The organism is Apilactobacillus pseudapinorum, from assembly GCF_040369555.1.
Taxonomy (GTDB): domain Bacteria; phylum Bacillota; class Bacilli; order Lactobacillales; family Lactobacillaceae; genus Apilactobacillus.
Window position 1 is genome coordinate 1 of record NZ_BAABVU010000016.1, and the last position, 429, is coordinate 429.

The 429-nt window shown below is 42.9% G+C and carries 1 rRNA gene; it reads left to right on the forward strand.

Going from position 1 to position 429, the window contains the following annotated elements:
• Positions 1–123: 123 nt before the first annotated feature.
• Positions 124–429: ribosomal RNA gene (locus tag ABWU86_RS03150) — 16S ribosomal RNA — on the forward strand; the annotation flags it as partial.

Genomic DNA, 429 nt, shown 5'->3' on the forward strand with positions numbered 1-429 from the left:
AGATTGATAATCGATGATGTGTAAGGAATCTTACAACGAAGTTTGTAAGAATTAAACATTGCGAAGTCAATTCGCTTATAAAATAACAATTTATTCAGAAGAGCTAAGTTAAGCTTTTCATCTTAAGATGAGAGTTTGATCCTGGCTCAGGACGAACGCTGGCGGCGTGCCTAATACATGCAAGTCGAACGAGCTCTCCCAAATTGATTTTATGCTTGCATAAATGATTTTTGGATTCGGAGCGAGTGGCGAACTGGTGAGTAACACGTGGGTAACCTGCCCCGAAGCGGGGGATAACATTTGGAAACAAATGCTAATACCGCATAATTAGTCAGAACCGCATGGTTCCGACTTGAAAGATGGCTCTGCTATCACTTCGGGATGGACCCGCGCCGTATTAGTTAGTTGGTGAGATAAAAGCCCACCAAG